The sequence below is a fragment of the Microbulbifer epialgicus genome (genome assembly GCF_041447265.1).
Classification (GTDB): domain Bacteria; phylum Pseudomonadota; class Gammaproteobacteria; order Pseudomonadales; family Cellvibrionaceae; genus Microbulbifer; species Microbulbifer epialgicus.
In genome coordinates this window covers 107,751-134,190 of the sequence record NZ_JBGMEK010000005.1, presented here as the reverse complement: position 1 = coordinate 134,190, position 26,440 = coordinate 107,751, and the positions used below count along the sequence as shown (strand labels likewise).

Here is a 26,440-nt window from a genome sequence, read left to right as displayed (position 1 = left end):
GATTCATTGCTAGGTTACCACTGTCACAGAATTCGATCTCACCACTCAATTCAGCAACTATATTCCCAGTGCACGCCTTTCTGCGGGATGGCGGTCTGGTAAAGTGTTCCTGTCATTTGGTAGCAAAACCCCAATGATGGGCTGAAAAGCCGGATTATAAGAATTGGCGCCTGAGGCGCCCTATCAGGAAGAATCATCATGATCAAAGCGAGTTCCCTATTCTTTGCCAGCGCCCTTATGCTTTCACCACTACTGCATGCTGCAGAGCATGACACTAAAAGCGATATGACCAACAAGGCGCCAGAGAATGCCAAGCTCTATATTATTTCCCCCAAAGATGGTGAGAAGGTTCCCCAGACCTTCACCGTGAAATTTGGCTTGTCAGGAATGGGCGTGGCTCCGGCGGGGGTAGACAGTGCAAACACTGGCCATCACCACCTGCTGATCGATGTGGATGAAATGCCTGACATGACCAAGCCGCTGCCCGCAACCAAAAATATTATTCACTTCGGCGGTGGGCAGACAGAAACTCAAGTTACCTTGCCGCCAGGAAAACACACTCTACAGTTGGTGCTGGGTAACTTTATGCATGTGCCCCACAAGAACCCGGTGATGTCTAAGAAAATTACTATTGAAGTGGAGTAATCCTGGCGGCGCGAAAGTAATTAGCCATCGGTGCGCCTTGGTGCACCCTGAGGAATAAAAATGGGCGAAAAATTCCGCACAGAAAAGGACAGTCTTGGCGAAATCCAGGTGCCGCAGACAGCGCTCTACGGCGCCCAGACTCAGCGTGCAGTGGAAAATTTCCCGGTCAGTGGTAACGGTTTGCCGACGGAGTTTATCCGGGCCATAGTGCTGATTAAAAAATCAGCGGCAGAGGCAAACCGCGACTTGGGGTTGCTGGATAAAGCACGGGCGGCTGCGATTATCGGCGCCTGTGACAGCCTTGGTGATCCGGAGTTTGCCGCTCATTTTCCGGTGGATATTTACCAGACCGGCTCGGGTACTAGCTCGAACATGAATGTCAATGAGGTGCTGGCGCACCTGGCCGGCGAGGGCAACGGTTTATCTATCAGCCCCAATGATCACGTCAATATGAGTCAAAGCAGTAATGACGTGATTCCAACCGCGATCCATGTTTCTGCACTACTGGCTGTTCGTGACAAGCTGCTGCCAGCATTGCGCAATCTACACACTCAACTGTGTGACAAAGCGGTGCAGGTGCAAAATGTGGTGAAGACTGGTCGCACCCACCTGATGGATGCGGTGCCGATGACGATGGCCCAGGAAGTGTATGCCTGGGCTGCACAAGTGGAGGACTGCCGCGAGCGGATCCGCGCGACTATGCCGCGTTTGGCCCAATTGGCGCAGGGCGGCACCGCAATCGGCACAGGGCTTAATGCCCATCCGGATTTTTCCGAACTGTTCGCACAGAAGTTGAGCGCTCATACGTCACAGCAGTTCCGCCCAGCTGACAACCTGTTTGCCGCAATCTCGAGCCAGGATACGTCAGTGGAGTTGTCCGGGCAGCTCAAGGTGCTGGCCGTGGCGATGATGAAGATTGCGAATGACCTCCGCTGGATGAACAGTGGTCCCCTCGCCGGTGTGGCCGAGATAGCACTCAAAGCCTTGCAGCCAGGTAGCAGTATTATGCCGGGCAAAGTCAATCCGGTAATTGCTGAGTCAGCGGCTATGGTGGCGGCGCGGGTGATGGGCAATGACACGACCATTACTGTGGCCGGTCAGAGTGGTAACTTTCAGTTGAATGTGATGCTGCCATTGGTAGCCAGCACTCTTCTGGAGAGTATTAGCCTTCTAGCTAATGCCTCGCAGTTGCTTGCGGACCGGGCAATCGCCAGTTATACCGTAAATCGCCCCCATATTGAGGAAACCTTGGGGCGCAACCCTATCCTGGTCACGGCTTTAAACCCGGTGATCGGTTACCTGAAGGCTGCGGAGATTGCCAAAGCAGCTTATAGCAGTGGTAGGCCGGTGTTGGATGTCGCTTTGGAAATGACTGACCTTGACCGCAAGACCCTTGAGGATCTTTTGGACCCTGCGCATCTGGCGAAGGGAGGTTTGGTGGGTGAGTAGGTAGCCCTCAGGCGAAGATGGCTATGCCCAGCATGATTAGGGTGATAATTGCTGTCATGCACATCAGCCAGCGAAATAGGCGCATTATGGTGGCCTGATCCTCGGGTTCCAGCATTCTTCTGGGCATTCGCTCCTCCTGCGGCGTTGACAGATACCTGCCGATCCCTCACGATTCGACGCCGCGTCGGTATCTGACACCGACATTACAATGGTAGCGCCACAGAAAGTGGTAATCTCACCGGTTTTGAAATCAATAGATCCAATCACCATGGCCAATAAAAGTCGCCGCTCCTTTATTACCAGCGTGCTCGCGTGTGTCGCATTTGTCGTAGCGGCGATCTATAGCTGGGACCTACCTGTCAAGGATGTTGTGTACTACCTAGTATTCCTGTTGGTAGTGCTGTTTGTCATTATTGCAGTCGCGATGGGGTTCGGGGCCTTGTTGAATTGGCTGCGTAGACGAAAGTAGATAGATGGCGTCAGAAGAGGATATTCGCATACCGATTGCCTACCTGGAGCGTTTGCTGGAAGAGGCAACACGCCATGGGTGCGACCGCAATGAGCTGCTCGCCTCGGTAGGCATTGATGAATCCGAGCTCGAAGGCGTGGCCGCGTTCTCAGCGATCAGATATGGTCGGCTGTACCAGCGGGTGATGTGGCTGGCTCAGAACGAATGGTTCGGCATGCTTAGTGGGGGGCGTGTGCGTTCGGGCTCATTCCGTCTGCTCTGTCTGGCTGTCGTAAACTGTGCCACCTTGCGCCAGGCTATCACGCTCTGTGCTGAGTTCATGGAAATCTGCCGCGGCTTTAAAGTGAAACCTGTACTGGAAAGTGACTCCGCTGGTCGTGTGCGCGTGGAGATCCACGGCATCAGCTCGTTGGGAGAGGGGGAGTTTGAGAGGTTGCTTGCGTCTACCAGCCCCAGTGTTGTGCGTACTACGCTGGCGGTCTGGCACCGCTTTTATTGTTGGCTGGCTGGCCGCGAGGTTCCCCTGGCGCGCCTGCACTTTTCATTTCCTTGTCCAGAAGAATTCCGCAGCCTGGCCCAAAGTGAGGCGGGTGAGCTGCTGTTTGAGCAGCCGTTTAACGCCCTTGAATACGATGCCCGCTACCTAGATTATCCGGTAGTACAGAGTCCACAGACGGTAGAGGACTTTATCCGTACCGCTCCCTATCATTTAGTGATCAGTGATGGCAGTGCAAATAGCATTAAGATCAAAGTAAAAACAATCTTAAACCGGGATGTGAGTGAGTCGATGCCCGCTGCGGAAGCTGTCGCGGAGCGACTCAATATGTCGGTAACCACCCTGCGCCGGCGCCTGCAGCAAGAGGGCACCTCCTATCAAAAATTGAAGGATGAGTGTCGAATGGAGGCTGCTTTCCATTATCTCAGCTGTCCCGATCTCTCCAATGGCCAGATAGCCGAAATGCTCGGATTTGATGAGTCCAGTGCGTTTTTCCGCGCCTTCAAGAAATGGACGGGTATTACGCCAGGCGAATACCGTCGTGGTGGTCGCGCCGCAGCCGGACTGGATATTTGACCCGCTTGGTCACAATTTTTTGAGTTCGCGCCTCGATTTGTCACCGCTTTGGACGGATTTCGCCATAGTGGCTGTTGTAGGCTTACTACTATGATGAACCAATCTTAATTATTAGTCACAAATTTGACCGGCCAGTATTGTGCCTGGTCTTAAACATAAACAAATTGAGGTTATCAGGATGACCGATATCAAAATGCCACTGCGTGATATGCGTTTCGTTATGCGCGAGATGCTGGACTCAGACAAGCATTACGAGTCACTAGGATATGAGGAGGCTACTCCTGATGTCATAGATGCCATCCTGGAAGAGGGTGCCAAGTTTTGTGAGAGCGTTCTGGCACCATTGAATCAGATTGGTGACCAACAAGGCTGCACCTGGAAGGACGGTGAGGTCACTACCCCTGAAGGCTTTAAAGAAGCATACCAACAGTTCGTAGAAGCTGGCTGGCCAGCGTTGCCGCACGATCCCGAGTATGGTGGTCAGGGCTTACCACCGTCTCTGGGCACTACCTTGAGTGAAATGGTTGGTATTGCGAACTGGTCCTGGGGCATGTACCCCGGTCTGTCTCACGGCGCTATGAACACCCTGGAAAAGCACGGCACCGATGAGCAGAAGAGCGTATACCTGACCAAGTTGGTTGAAGGCCGCTGGACAGGCACTATGTGTTTGACCGAGCCGCACTGTGGCACAGACTTGGGTATCCTGCGTTCCAAGGCTGAGCCTAATGACGATGGCTCCTATGCAATTACCGGTACCAAGATCTTTATCTCCGCTGGTGAGCATGATATGACCGAGAATATCGTTCATATCGTACTAGCTCGCCTGCCAGATGCCCCTGCTGGCACCAAGGGCATTTCCCTGTTTATTGTTCCCAAGTTTATTCCCAATGATGATGGCTCCGTCGGTGAGCGCAACGGCGTGGTCTGTGGTTCTCTTGAGCACAAGATGGGTATTCATGGCAATGCTACTGCTGTCTTGAATTTTGATGGTGCTAAGGGCTTTCTGATTGGTGAGCCGAATAAAGGCCTGAACTACATGTTCATCTTTATGAATACCGCACGGCTGGGAACCGCTCTTCAGGGGGTGTCTCACACTGAAATCGGTTTCCAGAAGTCCTTGGCCTACGCCAAAGACCGTTTGCAGATGCGCTCCCTGTCTGGTGCGAAAAATCCGGAAGGCCCTGCCGACCCGATTATTGTGCACCCGGATGTTCGCCGTATGCTGATGACACAAAAGGCATTTGGTGAAGGCAGCCGTATGTTGGTAGCCACCTGTTCACAGCTAGTAGACATTACGCACAGAGGTGACGACGAGGCAAAGAAGGAAGCCGAAGACCTGTTGGCTTTCCTCACGCCGATCGCCAAAGCCTTCATTACCGAGGTGGGTTTTGAATCCGCTAACTTGGGCTTGCAGTGTTTCGGCGGCCATGGGTATATCGCAGAATGGGGCATGGAGCAAAACGTGCGCGACGCGCGTATTTCTACTATTTACGAAGGTACAACTGGCATTCAGGCTCTCGACCTGTTGGGCCGTAAAGTCCTGATGACCCAAGGGGAACTGCTGCGCGGTTTCACTAAAAAGGTTCACAAGTTCTGCCAAGCGGAAATTGATAACGAAGCTCTAGCGCCTTTCGTTACCAAGTTGCAGGAGCTAAATAAGCAGTGGGGCGATTTGACCCTGCATGTGGGCGGTAAAGCGATGGAAAATCCAGATGAGGTTGGAGCCGCTTCTGTAGATTACCTGATGTACTCCGGTTACACCGTTCTAGCATATCTGTGGGCGCGCGCGGCCAAAGTGGCTAACGAGAAACTAGCGGAAGGTGCTGCTGATGCAGACTTCTACCGCGCTAAAGTCGCTACTGCGCGCTTTTATTTCGATCGTATCCTCCCGCGTACTTCCAGCCACGCCACCGCCATGCTGAATGGTGCGGCTACCATGATGGAGCTCGACGCAGATCACTTTGCGTTCTGATTCCACTTCCTGCGAAAAACCGCCGGTTATCCCCGGCGGTTTTTTTTACTGGCACAGAAGTAGCCACTGATGGAGAGGTTTCGATGCAATTGCCGGACTGTATACAAGAGCGCTTGCGGCGCTTAGCTTGTTTGCACCCACTCGCTCGGGTACAGTTTCGGCTGCCGGATGCCTGTGATTTTTATGTTTATGTAAAAGGCACTCCGAATGACCTCGAAGTGATTTCGGAATTCGGACAAACGGAAGAGCCGGCACTAATATTGGAAATGGCCAACCAAACGTTGAGCGCTATATTGGATGGTCACTTGAATGCGCGCCATGCTTTTCTCTTGGGGGATGTTCGGTACGCAGGAGATAGGGAGCTGGCTGCTGCATTGGCAGGTTTATTTCCCGCGCAGAGAAACGAGGGAGATTTGTCTGGAGAGGCGTGAAAGTGCCTCTTTTTCATTGTTTCGCAAGATACTACAAACAATAAATAAATTCTCGCTGGCTCCTTTAGGTGGCAGGTTTTACCTATAAGGTCGGAAGATGTGAGCAAGCGACAACAACAATCAGGAATGGGAGAAGAGAGTTGGACATTGAACGCAGCATTCTCGATGTATATAAAGGCGCTTGCGCCAAATTTGGTGACCGACCGGCTTTCACCTGCCTGGGGCAAACTCTTACGATTGGTGATATCGACACCCTCAGTGCGAAGTTTGCGTCCTATCTGCAAAACCATACAAATCTGAAGCCTGGTGATCGCATCGCCGTCCAGCTGCCCAATGTACTGCAGTACCCTGTAGTGGTTTTTGGCGCGCTACGCGCGGGGCTGGTGGTGGTCAACACTAACCCGCTATACACCCAGCGTGAATTAAAGCACCAGCTGAATGATTCTGGAGCTAAAGCATTAATCGTTCTGGCCAATATTGCCGATACCGCTTCTGCGATTGTTGCGGAAACCGGTGTGGAAAAAGTGATTGTTACTGAAATTGCAGATCTCCACAGTCCGCTGAAGCGCATGCTGATTAATAGCGTGGCCAAGTACATCAAGAAAATGGTGCCGGAGTTTTCCTTTAGCAACCAGGTGACTTTCCGAGAGGCTATGGCCCTGGGTGCACAGCAGCCGCAGAAAGATGTAGATCGAGCCCCTGAAGATATTGCCGTGTTGCAATATACAGGCGGTACGACTGGTGTTGCCAAGGGCGCTATGCTGACCAATCGCAACCTGGTTGCGAATATGGAGCAGGTGCGGGAAGCGTTTGGCAGTGGTATGAAAGAGGGTGAGGAGTACTATATTGCACCTCTGCCGCTCTATCATATTTACGCATTTACCATTCACTGCATGTGCCTGTTCTCCTCAGGTAATCACTCCCTGCTGATTCCCAACCCGCGGGATATCCCCGCCTTCGTAAAAATGTTGAAAGGCCAACGTTTCACCGGCTTTGTTGGTTTGAATACATTATTCAATGGGCTGATGCGCAATAAAGAATTTGCTGAACTGGATTTCAGCAAATTGCACTCGACCGCTTCTGGCGGCATGGCGTTGACTCGAGACACGGCCAAGCGCTGGGAAGAGATGACGGGCTGTGTGGTGATGGAAGGCTACGGTATGACCGAGACTGCACCGGTTGTTTCTTTTAATCCCACAGATGGCGTGCAGCTGGGCACCGTGGGAATCCCGGTTCCTGGCACTGAAGTGAAAGTGGTTGATGAGAATGGCAATGACCTGCCGAATAATTCTCCGGGTGAATTGTGTGTGCGCGGCCCTCAGGTAATGAAAGGCTATTGGCAGCGCCCCGAAGCAACCGCCGATACCCTCGATAGCGAAGGTTGGTTGAATACCGGGGATATGGCGGTGATTCAGGATGATGGCTACATCAAGATTGTGGATCGCAAAAAAGACATGATTATTGTGTCCGGCTTTAACGTTTATCCAAATGAGATCGAGGATGTGGTCAGTGCCCACCCGAAAGTTGCTGAGGCGGCAGCGATTGGTGTGCCCGATGAGAAGAGTGGCGAGCAGGTGAAGCTATTTGTGGTGAAGGCCGATCAGTCTCTGAGTGAAGATGAGGTCGTCGCTTTCTGTCGTGAAAATATGACTGCGTACAAGGTGCCAAAGCAGGTAGAGTTCCGTGAAGACTTGCCCAAGACCAATGTCGGTAAGATTCTGCGTCGCGAATTGCGCGAAGAGGAATTGAAAAAAGTCGAAGCCGTTAGCGCCTAATCGGTTTGCCGGGCATCCCCTGACTTAAGAATGCTTCGAGGCCCCGCAGGAATCTGTGGGGCTTTTTTACTTTTTAATACTCGTGTTTTTGAATGTGTGAGGCAATGTACGCTCGGAGAGATTAGGACGGAGACAAGGGAGGGGGCATTCTGGTGGGGGAGAGATCGTTGCGGCAGCACAGGTGTGTCTCACCGCAACGATAATATAGGAGTCAGGTTCTATTTACGGGATTCGATGCTTGCGTCCCGGATTGCGCGGAACTCATTGCCCTCATACCAGTTGGGCCAGTCGCGACTGTTGGCCAGCCGCAGGCCCAGTTTAAGGCCCAGCTGTAAATCCATAGCCGAACCTTTCAGGTTCCAGGAGGGGTCATACTCGTCGCCAGGCTTATGGTAGTGCTGGCTAACGTACTCATCGCCCTTTGCCTGGGCCCATTCGCGGCCATGCTCAAAGTTGTCGGTTCCGGAGTCGAAATACAGCATGGGTACCCCCTTCTTCGCCAGGCTGAAATGGTCTGAGCGATAGAAGTAGCCGCGTTCAGGGTGCTCTTCCGGGGCCAGGTAGCGCCCCTGTCCCTTGGCGGCGGTTTCGAGCAGTTGTTCCAGTTCACTGCTGCCATAGCCTATTACGGTAATATCGCGGGCCGGACCAAGAACATTCATGGCATCAAAATTAATACCGGCCACTGTTTTTTCCAGGGGGGCTACCGGCCTTTCAGCATAGTATTTGGAGCCGAGCAGGCCGGATTCCTCAGCGGTTACGGCCACAAATAACAACGAGCGCTCTGGGCGATCGAGCTTCACAGCCTCGGCGGCCATCGCTAGAAGGCCTGCGGTGCCCGTGGCGTTATCAACTGCACCATTAAAGATCCGGTCTTCACTTTCCGCGTTCTTATTGATGCCCAGGTGATCCCAATGTGCGGTATAAACAACCACTTCGTCTGGGTGCTTTCTACCCGGCAATTTGGCTACCACATTGCGTGAGTTTGATTTCTGCAGGCTGTTCTTCAGCTGTATGCTGGCAGTTACATCGAGGGCCTTCGGTTTGAACCCCTGAGTCTTGGCAGCGTCCATTTCCTTTTTCAGGTCCAGGCCAGCAGAGCGGAATAGCTCACTGGCAGCTTGGTTGGTCATCCAGGCTTCAACGGCAACTCGGTCGGCATTCTTATTTTCGGCCTCAAGGCTGACTTGTGCCCCAGACCAGGAGCCACTGACCACTTCCCATGGATAGCCGGCGGCACCGGTCTCGTGGATAATTATCGCACCATCAGCACCCTGACGTGCGGCCTCTTCGAACTTATAGCTCCACCGACCGTAGTAAGTCATGGCGTTGCCATTGAACAGCGCTTTGTCCTTGGTTGCGTAGCCGGGGTCGTTGACCAGAATGACTGCGGTCTTACCTTTCATATCCAGGCCCGCGTAGTCATTCCAGTTATTTTCCGGTGCGACAATGCCGTAGCCGACGAAAACCAACTCACTGTTTTCCAGGGCTGAAGCGTCAGTTTGCCTCTGGGTAAAGGCTACCATGTCCTCGATTGGTTGCAGCTGTTGCTCTATACCCTCCCCCTCAAATGTTAGGGGAGTAGTTTCTATATGCATCTCTACGATAGGCACCTGCTGGAACCAGCTAGGCTTGCCTTGGGCATCTACTGCACCAGGCTTCAGTCCCAGAGCCTTGAACTGTTCCGCTAGATAATTCACGGTCAGTTCCTCACCCTTGGTGGCAGGGGCGCGCCCTTCGAACTCGTCAGAAGCCAGGATTGCAATGTGCTTGTGCAGATCAGCGGCTATGGCGTTAACCTGTGCCTGCTCAGCTTCACTGAGAGACAGTTTGGATTCGGCAGCCTGTGGGTGTTCAGCATGGGCTGCGCTGTGTTCAGCTTTCGGCTTGGTCGCTTCGGGGTTGCTTTTACCGCAGGCGGCAAGTGCACTGCCGACGGCTATGGTTAAGCCGAGGCGGCGCCAGAGAGTAGGGATTCGCATAATTATGTCCTGAGAGTCTTGCTCAGGCACAGAGTATGCCCTATTTCAACTTAACTAACGACAGCTCGGAGATGGTGGCCTAAATCAGCGGGATATAAGTAAGCCCGCTGCTGTTGCAGGCGGGCTCTGAATAGAATTCAAATGTAGTTGTTTACTGGCGTAGACTTATTCGCTGCGCAGCCACTGCCCCTCACTGGATTGGTCCTGATAGTTGACCCAGACTTGATCGTAACCGGTAGCTCCCTTGGCCGTTTTTAACGCCTGGTTGTCCTGGCTGTTAGTGGGAACCTCGAATACATACTGGCTGCCGAGTGATTGGCAAATGTTGGCTCCATGGGACCAGGGGCCGATGGAGGCGCTGACCAGCCAGCTGCCATCGTTCATATTCTTACAGGCAAAGCTGTATTGGTTGCTGCAATTGGCATCATTCCAGCGGCCGTTGCCCCATTGCATCGCGCAATCTTCATTATTGAGATTGTTGGGCTCATTTTGATCCCAGGACCAGATAGCCGCCGCGATACGCCCATCGGTAGTATTCATATTGTCCAGGTTGATGATGTTATGGCCAAGGGCAAAGCCTTCGCGCACATCACCGACGGTAATTCTCTCGATACCACCGCTAAAAATCTCCCCAATAGTGCCAATGGTGGTGCTGTCTTCCCATACGCGACCGATGTTTCCGAGGCCAGTGAAGGCCATATTTTGCATATTACTATTTCCCGAACAGCCGCCGTCTTTCCACACAATGACCTGTTTGCCTTCTGCCAGCACCTGGTTTTTGGTTAGCGTGCTCGGAATGCTTTTGCAGCCGCCGCTGTAATAGATTCTATCGCCGAAACGGCTGGTGATTTGATCGTAAAGATCCTGGTGGTGACCGTCAGAGTGATCTTCGATGTAAAGGATAATGACTTCATCCTGATTAGCACTGTCTTCGAGCCAGGCTCTCACCTCATTGAAGCCTTCGGTCGCGTACTTGTCATTGAGGCTGCATAGTCCATGGCAAAGCAGTAGGCGTTTGGGGTAGGAGAAAAGACTCTCCATCTTCGCTGTCCAGTGAACATCCAGTTCTATAAACCGGGCACCCATCCGCAGTTGATCCTTGATGGAATATTCCTGCTGAGGGTCAAGATAGCGGCAACCAACGGAGAAGTTACAAGCTCGATATACTTCCGAATTGTAGGAGTTGTGAGTGCCAAGAATATTGTTCTCGCTCATAGGGGTGTGATTATCGATTTTCCGTTGTAGGTTGAGGGCCTTGCCAGCCCAGCTATTTTGGAAATCGGTAATGCTATCCGCCCAGAGGATGGAGCTGACAAATAGCGAGATAAAAAGAAGAGTCTGACTTAATCGCTTGATAGTGGGGTTCATTATTATTCTCCGAAGGGTATTGGTGGGATAAGTGATAGTGGGGTTGTCTTGAATTTTTAAAGTGGATTAGGGTTTCTTTAAATTTTATTGATTTAATGGTTTTTACGGGTTCTCTCTGAGGGTGGTTTTAATTATTTTTTGATTTTTACTATGAGTGATTTTTCCTGTCTACAAGAAGTTATATAGAGTGCAGATTTTTTGTTTAATGTGTTTTTATGTGTTGAGTTAGGTGGTTTGAAAGTTCTGATATTGAGGAGGGAATGCTTTGACGTGACCAAGCATTCTATTTTGGTGCTGTTTTTAACGACGTATTAATTTTGGTGATACTGAGAGATAATTAAATTTGGCTAGGGTGAATGCTAGGGATTTGTTGCGTAAGCAGTCAGCGGTTTGCAGTACGGCTTTTCCTCTTTTTTAGTTGTCGGGCGGAGTTTGGTGGAGAGCTAATCGTTGCTGTGTGAGTAACAATAACTTTAAAGCTTCTCCTAAAGTGTTGGCAGTCTAGATAAGGTGCATAGCCTTGGCTGCATCTTTAAGTGAAGGGCGAAAATTCGGATGTGCCAGATTGATCAAGTGTTCAGTGCGCTCAGATGATGTTAATCCCATGAGGTTAACGATTCCATATTCGGTGCATACATAGTGTGTATCTATGCGTAAGTCTGTGACGATATTGCTGAGCCTGGGCACTATCTTGCTGATAGTGTTGCCCTTGGCTGTTGATTCAAAAGCGAGAATGCTTTTTCCGCCGTTGGATAAAAAGGCGCCGCGTACGAAATCATTTTGCCCGCCAGGGCCCCCATACTGTCGATTATTAATCTGTTCGGCATTTACCTGACCAAAAAGATCCATCTCAATTATAGTGTTGATCGAAATAACATTGTCATTCCTGGAGATCACACTTGGATTGTTGACGTAGTCAACTGGATAGCTTTCCATGGTAGGGTTGTCATCCATGAAGTTATACATGGCTTTATTTCCCATTGCGAGCGTAAAAACATGGCGCCGTCTATTAATATTCTTGCGCTTGCCAGTTGCGACTCCCTCTTTTATGAGTTCAACCATACCAGGCGACAATAGTTCTGAGTGTATGCCCAAGTCTTTTCGGTCCTTGATATAGGTACACATGGCGTCCGGTACGCTGCCAACCCCCATTTGAATGGTGGCACCATCTGGTATTAGGTCTGAGCATTGGCTCGCGATTTTTTTACTTTGATCGGAAGGGGGGCGTGGGCAGATCTCGAGTAGGGGAGTGTGGTTTTCGACGATTGCATCTACCTCTGATACGTGAATATCTGAATCGCCAAAAACGCGGGGCATATTCTCGTTGACCTCGATAATTACTTTCTTGGCCAGTCTTGCAGCGCTGGAAGTATAGTCATTGTTGGTGCCAAAGGAGAAGTTGCCTGAGTTATCCATAGGGGAAACGGTAACGACAAAGGTATCCAGCTCTATATGTTGGCGAAAATAACTTGGTAAATAACTGAACGAATTGGGTATATAAAAAATAACTTTACGGCCTTCTGCGTCCCCCATTTTTATCAGTGCGCGCTCTTTTTCACCAATAAAACCTGGGCAGGGTTTTATTACATTTAGTAGGTCATATTGCAATAAAAAGTCATTGGCTGGCTTCTCTGCATGCAGGTAATAAACTCGCAGAGATTCAAAACCTCCTGCTCTTGCACGTTTGCCGATAGCTTCCAGTAACGCTGGGGGTTGTGATACCGCCATACCAAAACTGATATTGCCATTGCGCGCTATAATATCGACGGCATCATCAGCTGAGCGAAGCTTTTTTTGGTATATTTGATCGTACATGACTGTATTATTCTCCATTAGTAATCTGCTGCAGCGTAGGGACCAAGTCCCTTTTTGTAAATTAGGAAGGATCTTTCATAGCTGCATAATCTTTTGCCCAACTGGTTCTGGCCTTCGGTTTTTACATGCATGATGCCTTGGTCAGGCCGGGATTTGGATTCGCGCTTACTGAGAATGGTTGATTTTGCATATATGCTCTCGCCCGCATAGACGGGTTTTTGCATCTGTATGTTGTTCCAGCCAAGGTTTGCAACGACACGCCCAAAAGTACGGGTGGTGAGTGCTGTTAAGACACCAAGCACAAATGGCTCACTAGCAATAAGTTTGCCATCAGTATACTGCTCTGCATAATGTTGATCGAAATGTTGTGAGCAAATATTGAGTGAGCGTAATGCATGTATCTGGCACTCTTCGGAGCTAAAGGTTTTTCCGGGCGAATGTTCGTAGATCTCTCCACATTCCAAGTCTTCAAAGTAAATACCTGTTTGCTCAATATAATTTCCATTGTCCAGTTGACGGTGGGAGGAGAACTTCTCGGGTAATTCAGAGCGGTGTAGACCCAATTTAAGTTCCAGAGGGTGCTGACTAGTTTTGTATACTAATATTTTGTATTTGATTGTTGCTATAATTTGTCCTTTTTGATTGGTGCCTGCAGTTGTGACGGCCAATTGACCTAGTTGTTCATTATAGTTTTCTTTGCCTGTAATCGAAGATGTTGCGTACAGTGTGTCGCCACCAAATACTGGTTTAGTCATGGCTACATCTTCAAATGCTGAAATATGTGCTTTACGTGCAAAAGTTTTTGACGCAATCCCGATTAATCTTTGCAAGGTTAAAGTGCTTACACCTAAACATTTATTCCATTCGGTTTTTGATGCATAGCAAGCATCATAATGAAGTTGGGCGTTATTGATAGTGTCGAGTGCTTCCTCCGCGTTATCTTGTTGACTGATGGTCAATCCTGGGCGATGTTCGAAGACTTGCCCCACTTCAAATTCTTCAAAGTCAAGACCAAAATGTTCCCTGTAATGGTTTGCGCCAATTTTTATATAGCACTTGAATGGTTCGGCCATTATTTCCTCTCCGCCAAATTTAAAATACGTTTCGCAGATCGCACTACGGGAATATCGATCATTTTCCCGTTTACCTCACAGGCATTACCCTTAGCTTCTAGAAATGCATTGACTATAGTGCGTGCTCTCTCAATTTCTTTATCTGTGGGGTTGAACACCTTCAGGATGCCGGCGATATGTTTAGGGTGGATGCAAGCTTTACAGGTAAATCCAAGTTCTTTTACGCGTCGGGTTTCTTCAATGAGCTTGTTGTCGTCTGGATCCTTTAGGTTGAGATATGGTACGTCAATGGCGGTGATACCGGCTGCAGCTGCAGCCTTGCTGATTTCTGCGCGGTAGCTTTGCATGGCATCCCATTTGAGCTCGGCGCCGAGATCTGCAGAAAAATCTGCTCCGCCAAAAAGCAGCGCCACAACATTTTTTGACTCGGCTATAGCTTTAGCTTGATAGAGACCTTTAGCAGTTTCAATTAAAGGGATTAGTGGGGTCTGATGTGCAGATAGTAATTCATTGAGGATTTCTACTTCTTCAGAACTTTCGGTTTTGGGGAGCATAAGTATATCTGGGTACACGTTGGATTCTATTAAGGCAAGAATGTCCCTGAGACCTGCTGGGGTTCTTAGGGAGTTGATACGTAAACCAACAATAAAACTTGGTTTACGTGCCGTTTTCTGTAGATACTCGATGACTATGTTGCGGGCAGTATCTTTCCCAGCCTCGGCAATCGCATCTTCAAGATCGATAATGATACCGTCTGCGCCCAGTGTTTCAGCTTTGCTAAAGCGTTCCGAGTGGTCTCCCGGTGTAAACAAAAGGCATCGGGCGTAGAATGACATAATTATAGTCCTCGCGATATTCGGTACCCTTGTGCATGGGCGTTTCAATAAATTTCGAATGCACTTTTGAATCTGTCAAATTTTTAGGTTTGTGATTTTTCTGACATGTAAGAAATAATAGCAGTGGCATGCTATCCAGTTATCGTATAGAAGGTGCAGAAAATATCATCAGAGTCAATCCCATCTCAATTTTAGAGTGATCTGCTGATTGCTTTGGCGTTTAAAATGGAGGGTGATGTTATTTAGCTTGAAAAGTTTAATGTGGTGATTATGCGATGTGAGTGAATACAGTGCTGCACATTGCAGTGTCCCCACATTTATCTGGTTATATAGAAAAGGCTGATGAGTTTCTATTTATCTTGGTATTTGTTTTCGGTGTCTTTCTAAATTCCGCCGCGTGCCAGAAAAACATAGCGATGTCTGGCTTGATGCTACCGGTGACTACCTTGGATTTGTGTTGGCCACCCCCTGTTACGTGGAGCATGGTGATTATTAGCCGGGTAATACTGGCGCAGATACGTGAATCTGCTTGGTATTATCTGGGTTTTGCTTATGACTATTGTGAGGGCGCATTTTTCCAAAAGTAGAAAGGTCCCCGACATCGGTTGTCGGGGGCGAGGCGCGATTGCGAGGTTACTCTTGGGTTTTTAGCACTTCGTGGATTGGGAACAGGATGTCACGGGCCAACTGTTGGCTACGCGCTGGTGACCAACCCTCAACCGGGTCAGGCAAGTTATCATTGTCTTTAAATGGCATTTCCAGTGTCAGGGCCAGTGTGCGGAACTGGTGGCCTGCCCAGGCGGTGCCAATTGTCAGGTTGGCCTCACCGGGTTTATCCAACTCATAGCCGTGTTCGGTTTGAAAGTCCGGGCTAATTGCTTTATAGGCGTGCTTGAAAGTCTCTTCGAGTTTTGCCTGGCGCTCATCATAGCCAGGGACGCCCTCGCAGGCGGCGACAAAGTTATAGGGAAGTGCTTCATCTCCGTGAATATCCAGGAACATATCGCCACCAAGTTCCAGCATTTTTTCCCTGACTAAATAAACTTCCGGGCTGCGTTCCATGGTAGGGTTGAGCCACTCGCGATTCAGGTTGGCGCCGGCGGCGTTGGTGCGCAAGTGGCCGCGTACACTACCATCGGGATTCATGTTGGGCACCACGTAAAAAACGGTATCTGCTAATAGCTTCTGCGCCAGAGGGTTGGCATCATCCAGTAGTGCCTCCAGGAAACCTTCGACGAACCATTCCGCCATAGTTTCGCCAGGATGTTGGCGTGCAATCATCCACACCCGGTGTTTGGCAGTATCGGCATCCCCGATAGTGAGCATAGTCATATCGCGTTCGTCGAGGGTCTTGCCCAGGGTTTGAACTTTTACCCGGTCGTTGCTCTGTGCCCATGCCAGCAAGTCCAGGTGTCGCTCCCAGGAGTAGGGGGCGAAGTAGGCGAGATAAATGCTTGGTTCGTCCAGGGTAACTGTGAAATCGAGGGTGTTACCGTCGTAGTTGGCGCCGATTCGGAACCAGTTTTGCCTATCGTAAGAGGCGCATACTCGGTAGTTTTCCCACCCTTCTGGGTAGGCGGACTTACCCGCATTTACTATTTGCAAGGGATAGCTGGTACCAACTTCACCCTCCAGACGGAAGTGAAACCACTGGTAGAAGTCAGAATTGCTGTCCTGGCGAATAGCCAGTTCTACCGGGTTGCTTTCCGTATTGATAATTTCGATATTACCGCTGTCAAAAGCACTGGTTATATACATGTAGAGAGCTCCACGCTTGTTGTTGGGCGCAGGATACAGCGCTGGAGGGATTTTTTCAGGGGTGGGCAGGGGATTGTCGCCACTTATCGGTGCGATTTTGCGCTCGCTAAATTAAAAAAGCACGGTACCGAAATCGATACCGTGCTTTAGCCATTCCATGGCGGCACCTGCTACGACTACTGCTCCCTAAAATTTCCGGTGTCGGACCCCTGGCGACTGCTCACTGCCCGGCCAGATCACAAGTGCGTCATTCCACACTGTCAGAAATTGCTTCCTTCTCCTTGACATACCGCAGCAAGTGCTGGTTAAAGTTTAGGCAGCCCGGTTGGTTAAATGTTGTACGTTGGTGCAGATAGGCGTAAATTTGGTTATCTTTTCCCCTGCTTATTAGCGAGTTAAGCCACTGGGCAGGCGCCAATAGGGCTGGAGGGCTCCTTTCTTCAAGGGTAGTGGCCGGCCGGGAACAAACTTTCAAATGAGATAATTCAAGAGGTAGGCCATGAATAGAAAAACCAAGCGTATTATTGCACTTAGCGGCTTGCTGACAATAGTCATCAATGTCAGCGCCTGTGGTTATTTTTTGTACCCGGAGAGAAAGGGGCAGGCCGCTGGGCGTATTGATCCGGCAGTAGTGATACTGGATGGAGCAGCGCTATTGTTCGGTATCATTCCTGGTGTTGTGGCCTTTGCTGTGGACTTTACCAGTGGCACCATTTACTTGCCGCCGGGCAATAGGTCCGTGATTGACCGCCATGTCAGCAGCGTCGATAGTAAAGAAGTTCGCCAAGTGGTTGATGAAGAAGGGCAGGCTTGGCTTGAGGTGCCAATTGGCCAGTCAGGAGCGAAGGAGGAGAATCTGCAGAGTTTGGGCGCAACCCTCTCAGATGTCACGGGAAGCCAAGTTGAGGCTGGAGATATTGTTTGGTTGCGAGACTCCGCGGCCCTGCGAACGGCGACCTCTACCCAGACTGCTGTGCGCTGAGTCCTTATCATTAACGTTTGCAAGCGCCGGTTAACACTAATTTGATTACGACAGTAGTGGCTATAAAAGCGTCGATCAAGGCACGAGGAGCCTAGTTTGGATATTCCAAATAAGCGACGAGTAACGCTCTTATAGCCGCAGCTCGTAGGTTCGGGTCCATTTTTCCACCCAGCTGCATTATCAGTCGCTGAGGTAGAATGACTACACCGCGCTCCTTCTGCGTTGTTGAAAATAAAAATGCCCTCTGGAAATGCCAACAAATTAGCTTCAATAGGTCCAAAAAATAGGAGTTGCTGGCTTTTTATTGGCAACGCCTTGTATCGCTGATCTAGGTTCTTTCGAGCTGAGTATTAATGTAGGTCTTCAAGTGCCATGGGAATTATGCTGGTCGCCAACAATACTCCCATGACGATATTAAATTGGCGCAAATGGCGAGGTTCGGTAAGAAACTTTTTCAGGCTTAGGCCAAAGAACAACCATACTGCGACACATGGGCCGCCAATGGCGGTAAAGGCTAAGGCAATTGTGGCGATATCACTCCATACTCCTCCGCTGGGACTAGTAAATACGGCCAGCGCACCAATGGCCATTACCCAGCCCTTCGGGTTGATCCACTGAAACGCGACGGCCTGCAAAAAAGAGAAGGGGCGGCGCGCACTGGCGGAGTCCAGCTGCTTTGTAGTGGCGATCAGCCAGGCCAGAAATAACAGGTAAGCGATACCGAGCCAGCGGATTACTTCGTGTAATATCGGGAAGTTGCTGAAAATCGATCCAAGACCGAGTCCCACTGCAACCAACATGGCGGGAAATCCTAGCCAAATCCCCAATAGGTGCGGCAAAGATTGTCTGGCTCCGTGATTAAGGCCGGATGACATAATCATCAGGTTATTGGGGCCGGGTGTGATGCTGGCAGAAAATACAAAAAGAGTAATTGGCAATAGTGTTTCTATCATGTAACCCTCAGAGTCCATTGCGGGCATCGTGCTAAGATGCAAGCAAAGCCAGAGAAGTACAAGTGAAATTGATCGATAGCCACTGCCACTTTGATTTTGATATTTTTCAGCCTGACAGAGCTCAGGTTTGGCAGCGCTGTTTACAGTCAGGGGTCAGTCGCCTGATTATCCCCGGCGTTTGCCAATCGCAGTGGCAAGTGCTTGCTACTTTGGTTGAAAATCAGCCGGATTGGTATACGGCCGCAGGTGTACACCCCTGGTGGGTAACAAAAATACCAGGTGGGGATAGCACTAACCGTTGTGCTGCATACTTGAGTAAAGTACTGAAGGAGCACTTGAGCCAGCATGACTGCCTAGCTGTGGGAGAATGTGGCTTGGACGCGGCTATTGATACCCCAATGAGCGAGCAAGAGGCTGTGTTTAGGGTGCAATTAGAAGTCGCTTGTGAGTTAGAGTTGCCGCTAATTTTACATGTGCATAGGGCACACAATGAAGTGCTGAGGCTTCTAAAGCAATACCGCCCTCCATGCGGTGGGGTGATTCACGCGTTCAGTGGCAGTGAGCAGATGGCTTTAGATTACTGGAAGTTGGGTTTTTATCTGGGGGTTGGTGGCATTATTACTTATGCGCGTGCGACAAAAACCCGTCGAACGATTTCCCGAGTGCCTTTAGAGAGTTTGCTGCTTGAATCCGATGCACCAGATATGCCCTTGTCGGGTCGGCAAGGGCAGCGTAACAGTCCGGAAAACCTGCCACTAGTTGCCGCTGAACTGGCTAAATTGCGCGGCATTTCCCAGCAAGAAATTGCCGATAATACAAGAAAAAATACTGAGATATTGTTTGCCCTATGAGTTTTTCTGCAGAAGAATTTAAGCGGCAGTTTCCGCTTTTTGCCCAAGAGGAAAATTCGGAACTAGTCTACCTGGATAATGCGGCGACTACCCAAAAACCTATGTCGGTAATCAATGCGATACGCGATTACTATATTCATAGCAGTGCCAATACCCACAGATCCAGTCATCGTCTCGCACGTAAGTCCACAGAAATGGTGGAGTGCGTGCGTAAGAAGGCTGCGCAATTTGTTAATGCAGTCAGCGAAAAAGAAATCATTTTTTGTCGTGGAGCAACCGAGGCGCTGAACCTACTCGCCCATTGTCTCTGTAGTGAGATGGAGCCCGGCGATGAAATTGTTATTTCCACCGCAGAACATCATGCGAATATTGTTCCCTGGCAGATGGCGGCAGAACGCCACCGCCTGACCATTCGCTATGTTCCCGATATTGCCGGCATTCCACAGTTTGATCGGCTTGGTGAAGTACTGAATGAGCGCACGAGGGTTGTTTCCCTAACGGGGGGCTCAAATGCCATTGGCTTGCGTCCGGATTTGGCGGCTATCAGCCAGTCATTGCGGCATGTGCAGGTTAAGTGGATTGTGGATGGTGCTCAACTTGCGGCACATGAAGAAATTGATGTACGAAAAATTGGCTGTGATTTTTTTGTATGTTCAGCACACAAATTCTATGGACCGAGTGGCATCGGCTTTCTCTACGGGAGGGAGGGACTTCTCGAATCTATGCCTCCATGGCTCGGTGGTGGGGAGATGATTTCAAAGGTGGAGCCGCAGACCAGTGGTTATGCGGACCTACCGCACAAGTTCGAGGCGGGCACATCGTCCTTGGCGGCGCTCGCTGGTTTAGGAGCTGCATTGGATTTTCTTGCTCAGCAGGATCGCAAGGCGATGGCGGAGCACGAGCAAAAACTAGTGCACTACCTACATCGCAAGTTAGCAGCCTCACCTGATTTTCGGCTGATTAGCCAAGCTAGTCATAATTTGGGAATTGTGGCTTTTGTTCCCGTTCATGGTAGTGCAACTGACCTGATGCACTGGCTGGATGAACGGGATATCGCAGTGCGGGTTGGACATCACTGCGCACAGTTACTGGGGCGGGCCAGTGGTAACTTGGTGACAGTGCGTGCCTCCGTAGCGGCATACAATACCGACAGCGACATCCGGACTTTTTTACAGGCACTGGAGGATTTTTGTGAAGTCCAGCAGCAGGCAGTTATAGCTCATGAATATGAAAGCGACAGCTGGACCCGCGATGATTTTTCGATGTTATTGTTGGAACGCTTGGCGTCCCAACACAACTGGCAGGGACGCTACCGAGAACTATTGCTGTGGAGCAAGGTGGTAAGCTCCAAGCCCGAGATTCGTCATCAGGAAAATCTGGTAAGCGGCTGTGAATCCGAGGCTTGGCTAGTACACAGGGAGAAAGGGGGGCGCCATTTTTTCGGGCTCGATAGCGATAGCCGTGTAGTGAAAGGACTTGGTGCCTTACTTCTTTCACAAATTGATGGGCGTACCCTGGAGGAAATTAGCGCACTTGATTTGCCCCAGCTCTTTAAAGAGTTGGGGCTGAGTAAACATCTCAGTCAATCGCGTACTAATGGCTTCTACGCCCTAATGCGCCGCGCTATGCACCAAATAGAAGAGGGCACTGCCGGGGTGTAATACGTTTAGGTGCCTTGGGGCACAGGATCTTGGTCTTGTGCCCCTTTTGATACCAGGGGCTTCAGGCCAAGCAATAAACGCAGTAGAGGCACCCGCCTAATGAGCAATTCGTGGATGATTAGACATCCCGCAATTGTGATTGCCAACACAAATATGGGCTCAGCTACTAGTCCTAAAGACAAACTTCCCAATTCATAGATCGCCGCTACAGTAATTGTCTGGTGCAAAATGTACCAAGGGTAGACCGCTTCTGTAGCATAGGGTAACCAGGAAAAAGGTCGGTTGAGGTAGTGATACCCACAAGCCAATACTGCCAGAAGCCAGAGCCAGCGATTTGCGTAAATGATTATCAGGTTAATAAAAGATTGTCCCGGGAAGGAGCCATCTTCTAGTACTCGATCGAAGAGCAGGAACAGACAAAAGCACAGTGATGCTCCAAACAGAAGAAAAATGCGCAGACGTGACAGCAGTTGCCAGGGGGGCCGGCTACTTACAAGTAGGTAGCCAATTAAAAAGAATGTAAAAAACTGGGCGTGGGTGTACCAGTCTCCCACCACTGAGTAGTTAATACCGCCGAAGCGTGGGAAGAGAAAGAGGCCGTACAAGGTGAGCGGCAGTAGTGGCAGAAGTAGTAGGTGCCAGGATTTGATACCCGATACCCAGCGTTTCATCAGTGGCTGTCTATTTCGAAGATAGTGGGCAACAGGGACAATGGCTACCGTGTAGCAAAGCAGGTATGGCAGATACCATAGGTGATTCCAGGTGAAACCAATATGGCTGCCTGCAAAGCTATCGGCAGGCCAAGGTTGAAAGGAGAAGTAGCGCCAAAGGAAGCTGAGGTAGCCGGGCTCTATTACGCCATTGCTGAGCGCTTCATAATAGGCTTGTGGTGGCACTATAACGAGCATGCCAAACAGCAGGGGAATCAATAGCTGTCGCAATCTGTGCAGTAGGAACCCGGCACTCCCCAATTTGCCAAACAGGAAGTAGGTCGCAGCCCCAGAAATCAGGAAAAGTAGTGGCATACGCCACTGGTTAACAGCCAGCATGATGAGCTGAAGCGTTTCACTTTGATGGCTACTTTTTACATGCCAGCCCCACTCGGCGACATAAGCCATTCCAAGGTGATATAAGATCAGCAGGCCAAATGCTATTACGCGTAGGGCATCGATATCGTGGCGACGACGAGAATTGTTTTCCATTTTTTCCTTCTTGTGGGCATGGTTCGAGTCGTCACTATGCTTCCCTCTTCAATACGCCGTTTGCCACTACAAAGGGCCGACTGGCACCCGTTTAGGTACCAGCGGTGGCTTATAGGGATAAATAGCAGTTAGACTGCCGCTGAAAATATATACAGGGATGAACTAAATGACGGTGCAGGTGTACCTGGCGCGTAGAAGGCTGTTTGAAGTAGGGTTTTGGGCACTGTTTTTTCTTGTGCTGTGGTTGGTGCAGTTTACGGTGGTGTACCTTGAACATCACGATGGTGAGTCAAGCTTTCAGCCTTGGGAGTTCCTGGTTTGGGAGGGTACCAGCATTCTGGCGCTGGCCATGTTATTTCCTTTGTTATTGGCCTGGGATCGCCGCTTTCCCCTGAGTAAAGGAAAGGTCCGGCGCAATCTGTTAGTTCATCTTCTGCTCACCCTGCCGTGGTCATTGCTGCATGTTGCTGGCATGGTGGTAATGCGTACTGGGATCTACCATCTGGAGGGGGGCTCCTACGACTTTGGTAATTGGCCGGTTGAGCTTTTCTATGAGTACCTCAAAGACTTCCGCGCTTATGGCTCTCTGTTAGGTTCTGTCTATTTATATCGCTTTCTGCTGCTTCGTATGCAGGGAGAGGCGCGTATATTGCAGCAGCCGGATGGCGAGGAACCGATTGGGCAGAATGAACGTCCCGAGAGGCTTTTGGTAAAAAAACTGGGCAAGGAATTTTTGGTCCATGTGCGAGATGTTGAGTGGGTGGAAGCCGCTGGAAACTACGTCAATTTGCACCTTGGAGATCGGATTTATCCCCTGCGAGGTACCATGACAAAGTTACAGGAGCGCCTGGATTCGAAATCCTTTGTACGCGTGCATCGCTCTTATATTGTACGGTTGGATTTTATTGCGGAAATTGAACCCCTGGAGAGCGGTGATGCACGCATTCACTTGCTAAATGGGCAGCAGGTGCCTGTGAGCCGGCGTTATCGTGATCGCCTTAGAGCCCAATTGGTGCCCGCTTAACTTTTCGATTGAAGGAGTCGCTCAATAGCTTTACCGGCAGCGATAAAACCAAAGGTACCCGTGACCATGGTGGCGGCACCAAAGCCGCCACTGCAATCCAGCTTAACCCCATCCTGCATAGCACTCTTCTGCTGGCAAACCTGGCCATCAGGCTTTGGGTAGACCATTGCTTCACTTGAATAGATAGCATCAATGCCAAACAGGCGCTTGCGGCTTTTCTGGAAGTTATGGAATCTATACAGGTGCTGGCGTACCTTGGCCAACATAGGGTCATTGATAGTACGCCCGAGATCAGTGCATTCGATTGCTTGGGGTGAGCGCTTGCCTCCGGCGGAACCTATGGTGATCAGGCGAAGTTTCCGCGCCTTACAGTAGGCTATCAGGGCGGCTTTTACCCGAGCGTTGTCGATAGCGTCGACAACAATATCAATGGGCGTTCTACCTGGATCAATTAACTCGGCCAGGTTATCTGTGGCGATAAAGTCCTCAATGGAATTGACCTGAATTTCGGGATTGATCTGCCGCAGGCGTTCCGCCATTACTTCGATTTTCATGCTGCCAATGGTGGCCGCCAGCGCGTGGCTTTGGCGGTTAGTGTTGGTAATACAGATATCGTCTAGATCGATAAGGGTCAGGGACCCGACTCCACTACGGGCCAGCGCTTCTGCGGTCCAGCTGCCAACACCGCCAATGCCGACGACCAACATATGGGCACTGCTCAATGTTTCCAAAGCGCGATTGCCATATAAGCGGCCGATGCCGCCAAAGCGTTGAAGGTATTGTTCAGACAGGCTCATTGGGGTTTTCTTCCGATACTTCTTCCAGAAAGCGATGCTCGTCTGCAGCTCTTGGCAGCAGGCAACTGTTACGCCGGCCAAACCAGCGATACCGGTTGCGGGCGATCAGGTCGTACAGGAGATCGCGCGCGGGACGTGGAATGTAGCGCAAAAGGGCAATTAAGCGCCAGTAGCCGGTGAGGGAGGCTGCGATACGCAGGGCAGCATCACTCTTGTGATATTGGTGGAATGAGCCATTTTCCCGCTCCAGCAAAACCATTGTTTCAAAGTCATGCAGAGGCATTCCCAGTTTCTGCAGAAGATACTGCCCTGCGGCTGACTGCGCTCGACAGAGGGTGAAATACTGTTCCTTGTCATGCTTCAGCAACAGACGGCTCCATCCGTTACAGAGGTTGCAGACGCTGTCGAAGATAACGATCTTGTTGGGGGTGGAGGGGAGCATAGGTGAGAAGAGGGCGGTCCAAAGGATAAAATCGGCTTCAGTACCGCCCAGCAGATCAGTGCACGTGGCCGTGGTCAATCTCTTCTGTGGAAGCTTCGCGAACGGAAACGACTTCGATATCGAAGTGCAGCTCAACACCAGCCAGGGGGTGGTTGCCGTTAATTGTCACCTCGTCTCCGTCGATATCAATGATTTCCACCTCGATAGGGTGACCATCAGTGCTCTCAGCGCGAAATGCCATGCCCACCTCCAGGTCTTCAACCCCACCGAAGGCACTGCGGGGCATTGTCTGAATCAGCTCGGGGTTTTGCTGGCCGTATCCGTCTTCAGGGGCAATTATGGCGGTGAATTTGTCCCCAGGTGCCTTTTCCAGCATTTCCCGCTCAAGTCCGGGAATGATATTGCCCACCCCTTGCAGGTACTTGAGCGGCTCGCCATTGGCAGATGAGTCGATGACTGTGCCGTCTGCATCTTTCAGGGTGTAGTGAATCTCCACAACTGTGTGGTTGGCAATCTTCATGGATAATCTCTGATTTAGAAGCGTGAGTGAAGTAGCGCTTACCGCTGCGCTGGGAAACGGAAGGTAAAGGCTGTGAAGCTCTAATTGTATTGAGAGGCTGGGCGCGCCGCAACATACGCGGAGCGCCCAAAAAATCAACAGGCGATGGAAAGGTCTTGCTCGCAGCCACCGTAGAGGCTGCTAGCGGTTTGCACGAGATTTTCACTGAGCTGCCAGGGGAACCCCAGCTCTATTAAGCGCTCCTCAAGGTATTCGAGCAGTGCATCAAACAAAGCTGGGTTCAGGCCCCGCGCGAGGAAGCTTGCCCGGCTACTGCGATCTGGTTCGGGCTGCTCTGAAAGTGCGAGGTTGAGGAACTGAGCCTGTCGGCTCTGTTGTTTGCGATGATCACAAATTTCGTAACTTGATAGGTGGCGGCCTATGGCCTCGTAGAATTCACTGACTGTGTGATTGACAAATTTAGCACCACCGACCTGATCTAACAGGCTGTCCATATCTCTCCCCCCGGTGAGCAGTTGGTACTGAAATAAAAATTTCCGCAGAGCCGAAAAATATTGTGATAGCGATAGTGCACAAAGTGCGTTGGCTCAATGACGGTACAACATTAATTGGTGAGCAGCGTAAGTCATATTCGCCCTTACTGCCAACTTGCTTTCAGTAAATTGTCATTCTGTTCGACAGGTTGTTATACACTTTGCTTTTATCTACGCCAAATAAAAAATTGCAATTTGTGTTAGTGTTTTTTGCCGCACAGCACTGTGCTTTTTTCTTCCGGCAGTTAGACTGCACGATTGAACCAAATACAAAAATGCAACTTATAAGGATGATTTATGGCAAGTATTTTTACTCAAATTATGAATGGGGATTTACCCGGGCATTTTATCTGGCGCGATGATAAAGCAATCGCGATCATGACCATTTCCCCGATCAAACCGGGGCACTGCTTGGTAATTCCGGTAGAAGAAATTAATCACTGGGATGATGTTCCTGCGGATATTGCGGCGCACTTAATGCTTGTTGCGCAAAAAGTCGCCAAAGGCCTAAAGGCGACTTACTCGCCAAAGCGTGTAGGTGTAATGATCGCCGGGCTGGAAGTTCCCCATACCCATTTACATTTGATTCCTGTAGATGAGTTGACAGATTTTGATTTTTCTCTACAGAAACCTGCAACGTCTGAGCAGTTGGCAGCTGAAGCAGAGAAAATCCGCGTAGCGCTAAAGAATCTGGGTTACAGCGAAGCTGATTGCGATTGATAGTGTATTGAAAAAAGTCGTTGACTGGTTGGTCCGCTTTTGACTCCTGTATTTTTTTGGAAGCGGTGCATCCAAAGCGAATTCTCAGGTAGTCTAGTTGAACGTAACGG

At 50.2% G+C, this 26,440-nt stretch carries 24 protein-coding genes; 12 read left to right on the top strand and 12 right to left on the bottom strand.

Annotated features, from left to right (window positions below):
* Positions 1–198 precede the first annotated feature (198 nt).
* The 7 genes from ACCI49_RS04415 (at position 199) to ACCI49_RS04385 (ending at position 7,813) form a co-directional block, all read left to right on the top strand.
* Positions 199–645: a DUF4399 domain-containing protein gene (locus tag ACCI49_RS04415; protein WP_371837765.1), complete on the top strand. Its 447-nt coding sequence runs from the start codon at positions 199–201 to the stop codon at positions 643–645.
* Positions 646–705: 60 nt separating this feature from the next.
* Complete coding sequence (locus tag ACCI49_RS04410) at positions 706–2,094, top strand: class II fumarate hydratase (RefSeq protein WP_371837764.1); 1,389 nt, start codon at positions 706–708, stop codon at positions 2,092–2,094.
* 268 nt (positions 2,095–2,362) lie between these two features.
* Entirely contained in the window at positions 2,363–2,563 is a 201-nt protein-coding gene (locus ACCI49_RS04405; RefSeq protein WP_371837763.1) for a hypothetical protein, read from the top strand.
* 4 nt (positions 2,564–2,567) lie between these two features.
* A complete protein-coding gene (locus ACCI49_RS04400) occupies positions 2,568–3,635 on the top strand; it encodes an AraC family transcriptional regulator (protein WP_371837762.1) in 1,068 nt (355 codons plus the stop codon).
* A 178-nt stretch (positions 3,636–3,813) separates the two neighbouring features.
* The gene (locus ACCI49_RS04395; RefSeq protein WP_371837761.1) at positions 3,814–5,607 is read left to right on the top strand and encodes an acyl-CoA dehydrogenase C-terminal domain-containing protein; all 1,794 of its coding nucleotides are present in this window, start codon (positions 3,814–3,816) and stop codon (positions 5,605–5,607) included.
* 83 nt (positions 5,608–5,690) lie between these two features.
* Entirely contained in the window at positions 5,691–6,038 is a 348-nt protein-coding gene (locus tag ACCI49_RS04390; protein ID WP_371837760.1) for an SCP2 sterol-binding domain-containing protein, read from the top strand.
* Positions 6,039–6,178: 140 nt separating this feature from the next.
* Complete coding sequence (locus tag ACCI49_RS04385) at positions 6,179–7,813, top strand: AMP-binding protein (protein WP_371837759.1); 1,635 nt, start codon at positions 6,179–6,181, stop codon at positions 7,811–7,813.
* A 218-nt stretch (positions 7,814–8,031) separates the two neighbouring features.
* Here ACCI49_RS04385 and ACCI49_RS04380 read toward each other — a convergent pair whose 3' ends face one another.
* From ACCI49_RS04380 to ACCI49_RS04355, 6 genes are all read right to left on the bottom strand, one after another.
* The gene (locus ACCI49_RS04380) at positions 8,032–9,795 is read right to left on the bottom strand and encodes a M28 family metallopeptidase (protein ID WP_371837758.1); all 1,764 of its coding nucleotides are present in this window, start codon (positions 9,793–9,795) and stop codon (positions 8,032–8,034) included.
* 165 nt (positions 9,796–9,960) lie between these two features.
* Positions 9,961–11,163 (bottom strand): phosphatidylinositol-specific phospholipase C domain-containing protein, encoded by a 1,203-nt coding sequence (locus ACCI49_RS04375; protein ID WP_371837757.1) that lies wholly within the window; start codon positions 11,161–11,163, stop codon positions 9,961–9,963.
* A gap of 501 nt (positions 11,164–11,664) precedes the next feature.
* A complete protein-coding gene (locus ACCI49_RS04370; protein WP_371837756.1) occupies positions 11,665–12,978 on the bottom strand; it encodes an acetyl-CoA hydrolase/transferase family protein in 1,314 nt (437 codons plus the stop codon).
* Between the two features lie 17 nt (positions 12,979–12,995).
* Complete coding sequence (locus tag ACCI49_RS04365) at positions 12,996–14,051, bottom strand: MaoC/PaaZ C-terminal domain-containing protein (protein ID WP_371837755.1); 1,056 nt, start codon at positions 14,049–14,051, stop codon at positions 12,996–12,998.
* Positions 14,051–14,887 carry an HpcH/HpaI aldolase/citrate lyase family protein gene (locus tag ACCI49_RS04360; protein WP_371837754.1) on the bottom strand — a complete coding sequence of 279 codons (837 nt, stop codon included), beginning with the start codon at positions 14,885–14,887 and terminating at the stop codon, positions 14,051–14,053. The genes ACCI49_RS04365 and ACCI49_RS04360 overlap by 1 nt, the downstream gene beginning before the upstream one ends.
* 633 nt (positions 14,888–15,520) lie before the next feature.
* Positions 15,521–16,645, bottom strand: a complete 1,125-nt coding sequence (locus ACCI49_RS04355) for a M14 family metallopeptidase (RefSeq protein ID WP_371837753.1) — start codon at positions 16,643–16,645, stop codon at positions 15,521–15,523.
* Positions 16,646–17,144: 499 nt separating this feature from the next.
* Here ACCI49_RS04355 and ACCI49_RS04350 point away from each other — a divergent pair, with 499 nt between their 5' ends.
* Entirely contained in the window at positions 17,145–17,627 is a 483-nt protein-coding gene (locus ACCI49_RS04350) for a hypothetical protein (RefSeq protein ID WP_371837752.1), read from the top strand.
* Between the two features lie 350 nt (positions 17,628–17,977).
* Here the strand turns inward: ACCI49_RS04350 and ACCI49_RS04345 are convergent, their stop codons facing one another.
* Positions 17,978–18,580: a LysE family translocator gene (locus ACCI49_RS04345; RefSeq protein ID WP_371837751.1), complete on the bottom strand. Its 603-nt coding sequence runs from the start codon at positions 18,578–18,580 to the stop codon at positions 17,978–17,980.
* A gap of 62 nt (positions 18,581–18,642) precedes the next feature.
* Between ACCI49_RS04345 and ACCI49_RS04340 the strand changes: the two genes are divergently transcribed.
* Complete coding sequence (locus ACCI49_RS04340) at positions 18,643–19,431, top strand: TatD family hydrolase (protein ID WP_371837750.1); 789 nt, start codon at positions 18,643–18,645, stop codon at positions 19,429–19,431.
* Positions 19,428–21,092 (top strand): aminotransferase class V-fold PLP-dependent enzyme, encoded by a 1,665-nt coding sequence (locus ACCI49_RS04335; protein WP_371837749.1) that lies wholly within the window; start codon positions 19,428–19,430, stop codon positions 21,090–21,092. Before ACCI49_RS04340 ends, ACCI49_RS04335 begins: the two co-directional genes overlap by 4 nt.
* 5 nt (positions 21,093–21,097) lie before the next feature.
* Here ACCI49_RS04335 and ACCI49_RS04330 read toward each other — a convergent pair whose 3' ends face one another.
* Positions 21,098–22,294 (bottom strand): acyltransferase family protein, encoded by a 1,197-nt coding sequence (locus ACCI49_RS04330; RefSeq protein ID WP_371837748.1) that lies wholly within the window; start codon positions 22,292–22,294, stop codon positions 21,098–21,100.
* A 166-nt stretch (positions 22,295–22,460) separates the two neighbouring features.
* Between ACCI49_RS04330 and ACCI49_RS04325 the strand changes: the two genes are divergently transcribed.
* A complete protein-coding gene (locus tag ACCI49_RS04325) occupies positions 22,461–23,318 on the top strand; it encodes a LytR/AlgR family response regulator transcription factor (RefSeq protein ID WP_371837747.1) in 858 nt (285 codons plus the stop codon).
* Here the strand turns inward: ACCI49_RS04325 and tcdA are convergent.
* The 4 genes from tcdA to ACCI49_RS04305 all read right to left on the bottom strand — a co-directional run bounded on the left by tcdA (position 23,315) and on the right by ACCI49_RS04305 (position 25,571).
* On the bottom strand, positions 23,315–24,115 hold the full coding sequence (gene tcdA / locus ACCI49_RS04320; RefSeq protein ID WP_371837746.1) for a tRNA cyclic N6-threonylcarbamoyladenosine(37) synthase TcdA: 801 nt from the start codon (positions 24,113–24,115) through the stop codon (positions 23,315–23,317). The genes ACCI49_RS04325 and tcdA overlap by 4 nt on opposite strands.
* Complete coding sequence (locus ACCI49_RS04315; RefSeq protein WP_371837745.1) at positions 24,102–24,635, bottom strand: thiol-disulfide oxidoreductase DCC family protein; 534 nt, start codon at positions 24,633–24,635, stop codon at positions 24,102–24,104. Before ACCI49_RS04315 ends, tcdA begins: the two co-directional genes overlap by 14 nt.
* A complete protein-coding gene (locus tag ACCI49_RS04310) occupies positions 24,613–25,077 on the bottom strand; it encodes an FKBP-type peptidyl-prolyl cis-trans isomerase (RefSeq protein WP_371837744.1) in 465 nt (154 codons plus the stop codon). The genes ACCI49_RS04315 and ACCI49_RS04310 overlap by 23 nt, the downstream gene beginning before the upstream one ends.
* Before the next feature lie 134 nt (positions 25,078–25,211).
* The gene (locus ACCI49_RS04305) at positions 25,212–25,571 is read right to left on the bottom strand and encodes a globin family protein (RefSeq protein ID WP_371837743.1); all 360 of its coding nucleotides are present in this window, start codon (positions 25,569–25,571) and stop codon (positions 25,212–25,214) included.
* Between the two features lie 336 nt (positions 25,572–25,907).
* Here ACCI49_RS04305 and ACCI49_RS04300 point away from each other — a divergent pair, with 336 nt between their 5' ends.
* A complete protein-coding gene (locus tag ACCI49_RS04300) occupies positions 25,908–26,330 on the top strand; it encodes an HIT family protein (RefSeq protein WP_371837742.1) in 423 nt (140 codons plus the stop codon).
* The last annotated feature ends 110 nt before the right edge of the window (positions 26,331–26,440 follow it).

Coding starts and splice junctions, on each gene's coding strand:
- ACCI49_RS04415 (WP_371837765.1), top strand. CDS start 199: ATGATCAAAGCGAGTTCCCTATTCTTTGCCAGCGCCCTTATGCTTTCA.
- ACCI49_RS04410 (WP_371837764.1), top strand. CDS start 706: ATGGGCGAAAAATTCCGCACAGAAAAGGACAGTCTTGGCGAAATCCAG.
- ACCI49_RS04405 (WP_371837763.1), top strand. CDS start 2,363: ATGGCCAATAAAAGTCGCCGCTCCTTTATTACCAGCGTGCTCGCGTGT.
- ACCI49_RS04400 (WP_371837762.1), top strand. CDS start 2,568: ATGGCGTCAGAAGAGGATATTCGCATACCGATTGCCTACCTGGAGCGT.
- ACCI49_RS04395 (WP_371837761.1), top strand. CDS start 3,814: ATGACCGATATCAAAATGCCACTGCGTGATATGCGTTTCGTTATGCGC.
- ACCI49_RS04390 (WP_371837760.1), top strand. CDS start 5,691: ATGCAATTGCCGGACTGTATACAAGAGCGCTTGCGGCGCTTAGCTTGT.
- ACCI49_RS04380 (WP_371837758.1), bottom strand. CDS start 9,795: ATGCGAATCCCTACTCTCTGGCGCCGCCTCGGCTTAACCATAGCCGTC.
- ACCI49_RS04375 (WP_371837757.1), bottom strand. CDS start 11,163: ATGAACCCCACTATCAAGCGATTAAGTCAGACTCTTCTTTTTATCTCG.
- ACCI49_RS04370 (WP_371837756.1), bottom strand. CDS start 12,978: ATGTACGATCAAATATACCAAAAAAAGCTTCGCTCAGCTGATGATGCC.
- ACCI49_RS04365 (WP_371837755.1), bottom strand. CDS start 14,051: ATGGCCGAACCATTCAAGTGCTATATAAAAATTGGCGCAAACCATTAC.
- ACCI49_RS04360 (WP_371837754.1), bottom strand. CDS start 14,887: ATGTCATTCTACGCCCGATGCCTTTTGTTTACACCGGGAGACCACTCG.
- ACCI49_RS04355 (WP_371837753.1), bottom strand. CDS start 16,645: ATGTATATAACCAGTGCTTTTGACAGCGGTAATATCGAAATTATCAAT.
- ACCI49_RS04350 (WP_371837752.1), top strand. CDS start 17,145: ATGAATAGAAAAACCAAGCGTATTATTGCACTTAGCGGCTTGCTGACA.
- ACCI49_RS04345 (WP_371837751.1), bottom strand. CDS start 18,580: ATGATAGAAACACTATTGCCAATTACTCTTTTTGTATTTTCTGCCAGC.
- ACCI49_RS04335 (WP_371837749.1), top strand. CDS start 19,428: ATGAGTTTTTCTGCAGAAGAATTTAAGCGGCAGTTTCCGCTTTTTGCC.
- ACCI49_RS04330 (WP_371837748.1), bottom strand. CDS start 22,294: ATGGAAAACAATTCTCGTCGTCGCCACGATATCGATGCCCTACGCGTA.
- ACCI49_RS04325 (WP_371837747.1), top strand. CDS start 22,461: ATGACGGTGCAGGTGTACCTGGCGCGTAGAAGGCTGTTTGAAGTAGGG.
- tcdA (WP_371837746.1), bottom strand. CDS start 24,115: ATGAGCCTGTCTGAACAATACCTTCAACGCTTTGGCGGCATCGGCCGC.
- ACCI49_RS04310 (WP_371837744.1), bottom strand. CDS start 25,077: ATGAAGATTGCCAACCACACAGTTGTGGAGATTCACTACACCCTGAAA.
- ACCI49_RS04305 (WP_371837743.1), bottom strand. CDS start 25,571: ATGGACAGCCTGTTAGATCAGGTCGGTGGTGCTAAATTTGTCAATCAC.
- ACCI49_RS04300 (WP_371837742.1), top strand. CDS start 25,908: ATGGCAAGTATTTTTACTCAAATTATGAATGGGGATTTACCCGGGCAT.